The sequence below is a fragment of the Streptomyces sp. RP5T genome (assembly GCF_003933965.1).
In the GTDB taxonomy this organism is placed as follows: domain Bacteria; phylum Actinomycetota; class Actinomycetes; order Streptomycetales; family Streptomycetaceae; genus Streptomyces.
Genome location: NZ_RSAJ01000712.1, coordinates 1 through 3,856, shown reverse-complemented (window position 1 = coordinate 3,856; position 3,856 = coordinate 1). Strand labels below are relative to the sequence as shown.

At 73.9% G+C, this 3,856-nt stretch carries 1 protein-coding gene; it reads left to right on the top strand.

The genetic code is table 11. The annotated features are described in order from the left end of the window. A partial coding sequence (locus tag EHS43_RS39650) for a tetratricopeptide repeat protein (protein WP_148104221.1) occupies positions 1 to 3,856 on the top strand: 3,856 nt, incomplete at both ends.

The following is a 3,856-nucleotide window of genomic DNA, read 5'->3' as shown; positions in this document are numbered from 1 at the left end:
CCACCGGCACCACCTGGGACCACCGCTTCCGCGTCTACGGCTACCCGAGGGAGCACCGGGACGGAATCCACGTCCGGGGCGAGATCAACGGCAGGGCCGGCCGCGAATGGCTCCAGATGGAGGCAGGCACCCACGGATTCGCGCTGGAGGGTGGCTTCTCCGGCTCCGCGGTGTGGGACATGAACACCCGGGGTGTGATCGGCATGATGGTCGCCCGTGACCCCGTCTCCAGGAAGACCGGGGTGGACCGGCGCACCGCGTACGCCGTCAGGGTCGAGGTCCTCGCCCGCTACTGGCCGCCGCTCGCCGAGCACGTGCGCGACACCACGCGCGAGGAACTGCGCGACCGGCTGGAGCGGCTGCTGTGGATCCCGCTGACCGAGGACGGCGGGATCCCCCGCGTGGACGCGGTCGACCCGTACGACATCGGCGTCTCCCGCTCCAAATACGGAAACCGTCCGGAGACCGCGCCCTACGTGCCCCGGCACCCGCAGGACGGCGAACTCGACGCGGCACTCGCCGAGGCCCGGTTCGTGGTGCTGCTCGGCCCCGCCAAGGCCGGCAAGTCCCGCACGCTCTACGAGGCGTTGAACCGTGTGCTGCCCGGCGCCCGGCTGATGATGCCCCGCCCCGACGGGCCGGACCAGCGGGTCCTGGACGACCTGAGCCGGCTCGCCCTGCCCACCGGACCGGACCCCGGCGTGCTCTGGCTGGACGATCTGCACCGCTATCTCCAGCCCGGCGGCCTGGACCTGCAGATCCTCGACCGGCTGGCCCGCCGGGACCCGCCGGTCGTCGTCGTGGCCACCCTCCCCGCCAAGCAGCGGGCCGCGCTGACCGGCATGGAGAACGACGTCGGACGGGTCTCCCGCACCGTCCTGGGCAAGGCGCGCACGGTCAAGCTGCCCTCGCGGCTCGGCGCCGAGGACACCGCGGCCGCCCGCGATCTGTACCCCGACGAGGACTTCGCGGAGCGCGGCATCGGCGAGCTCATGGTGGCCGCTCCCGCCCTGGAGCAGAGGTTCGACGACGGCGTGGAGACCTGCCCGGCCGGCTGGGCGGTGGTGAAGGCGGCCACCGACTGGTACCGCATGGGCATGACCGAGCCGGTGCCGGAGGACCGGCTGCGCCACCTGTTCGACGTCTACCTCGCCGTGCACCATCCGCACTTCGACCCCGACGACGCGCTCTTCCGCACCGGCCTGGAGTGGGCACGCGAGCCGGTCGCCGGAAGGGTCGCCCTGCTGCACCGCGACGCACGCCCGGGCCTGCCGCCCGCCTACACCGGATCGCCCCACCTCGCGGAGTACCTGGACGGCCGCACGGACGATCCGGCCGCCGCCGTACCCCGCACGGCCTGGCAGCACCTCGCCGACCACCAGCCGGCCGGCGACCTGCTGCGCAGCGCGTACGCGGCCCTGCTGCGCGGCGAGACCGAGGTCGCCGAGCAGATCTTCGCGCGGGTGGCCCGCACCACGGGCGAGCAGGACAGCGCCGCCTGGGCCTCCCTGATGCTCGGTGAGATCCACTTCTACCAGGGCGACTTCGAGGAGGCGGCCACCCTGCTGAACACGGCGGCCGCCTCCGGCGTCGAGGACGTGGTCCCCCTCGCCCAGGTCGACCTGGCCGGACTCCTCACCATCACCGGCGACCGCGACCGGGCCCGCGCGCTCCTGGAGACCGCCGTCACCTCCCGCGACGCCCAGGTCTCGCAGATGGCACAGGTGGGTCTCGCCCGCCTGCTCGCGATGCAGGGCGAGTCCCTCCGGGCCGAACGGATCCTGGAGGCGGTGCTCGCCGCCGGGGACACCGAGGTCACCTCACTGGCACGGACGCAGTACGTCAGCGTGCTCACCCGGGACGTCCGCGGTGCGCACGGTGCCCGCCCCGCCTCCCGTGAACGGGCCAAGCCCGGCACCGGCGGGTCCGCCCGCGCGGGCAGGACCGAGGTCGAGGAGCAGCCGTGGGCGCTGTCCCGCGCGGTCGGCGATTCGATCGCCGGCCAGATCACCGCGCTTGCCTCGGTCGGCCTCGGCGGGATCCTCGTCAACCAGGGCAAGCTCCAGCGCGCCGAGGAACTGCTGAAGTCGGCGGCGGACAGCGGCGGTTACCACGCCGCTCCGCAGGCCCAGGCGGGCCTCGCCGAGCTGTACATCCTCCAGGGCCGGCTGGACGAGGCGCGCCGGATGCTGGAGGCCGTGCTCCGCTCCGGACACCCCCTGCTCGTCCCGGTCGCACGCGTGAGCCTCGGCATCGCGCTGTTGCAGCAGGGCGACGTCGAGGACGCCCTGCCGTTGCTGCGCGAGGCGGCCGAGCGGGGGCACCCCGACCAGGGGCCGCGTGCCGCATGCGTGCTCGGCGAGTGGCACACCGCGGTGCAGGAACCGGACACCGCCCGGGGCTGGCTGGAGCGTGCGGTCGCCTCCGGGCACCCGGACTGGTCGCACACCGCCCGCGTCGATCTGGCCTTCCTCCTGGCCACCCAGGCCGACGACCTGGAGGCGGGGCACGCACTGCTCACCGAGGTCATGGACTCCGGCCACGTCGAACAGGCCCCGCGTGCCGCCGACGTCCTGGGCGAGCTGCTGGCCGCGGCCGACCGGACACCGGAAGCCGAACACGCCTACCGCGTCGCGATCGGCTCCGGGCACCGGGACTGGACGCAGATCGCCCGGATCAACCTGGCCGCGATGCTCGCCGCCAGGGACGGCATCGCCGGGCGCGCCGAGGAACTGCTGATGGAGGCGGCGCGCTCCGGACACCCCGACCAGGGGCCGCGCGCCGCGGACATCCTCGGCGACTACCTGTCTGGCGAGGGCAGGATCGCGGACGCGGAGGAGGCCTACCGGATCGCCATCGACTCGGGTCACGTGGAGTGGTCCCTGGTCGCCCGGGTCGACCTGGCCGTCACCCTCGCCGACCACGGTGACCTCGCCCGCGCCGAGAGCCTGCTGCGTGTGGTCGCCGAGTCGGACAACTCCGCGGCCGTGGCCTGGGCGACCGCCCTGCTCGGCATGGTCCTCGTGTACGACGGCCGGCGCGAGGAGGGCATGGGGGCGCTGCGTGAGGCGGGGCGGAGCGACGAGACGCTCGTGGCCCGGATGGCGCAGGTCCAGTTGGCGAAGTTCCTGCTGGAGGGCGACGACGACACCGAGGCCGACCGTCTGCTGCGTGACGTGAGCGCGGATCCCGACCCGGCGGTGGCCGACGTCGTCAACGTCGCGCGCGCGTACCTCTGCGTGCTGCTGCTGCGCCGGGGAGACGTCGACGCGGCGCGGGAACTGCTGCCGGGGGTGGAGGAGTCCGGCGACTCCCAGGCGATCGCCGTGGCCTACTTCGGCATGGGGGAGCACCTGCTGGAGATCGGCGACGTCCAGGCCGCCGGGGAACTCCTGGAGAGCTCCCTGGAGATGGGTGACCCGGACACCGCGCCGTCGGCGGGCGTCCTGCTCGGAGTGGTACGGCTTTCCGAGGACGATCTGGAGGAGGCGCGGCGGCTGCTGTCCGACGCGCTCGCCACGGGGGAACCCGGCGTCGAGTGGCAGGCCCGTCGGTATCTGGGCGGCACCCTGTTCCGCATGGAGCGCTGGCGCGAGGCCGAGGAGACGCTGTTGCCGCTCGCCGGCTCCGAGGATGTCGAGCACCGGCCGCAGGCCCTGCGGCTGCTGGCGCAGGTGCTGGTCGCGGACGACCGCCCGCAGGAGGCGTGCCGCTGGTTCGAGCAGGCGCTCCAGTGCGGTGACCCCGAGATCGAGTTCGCCGTGCGGGAGGAGTACGCCGAGTTGTTGCTCAGTCTGGGCCGACGGGACCGCGCCCGGGAGGTACTGGCACCCACCGTGTCCGAGGAGGCCGACCC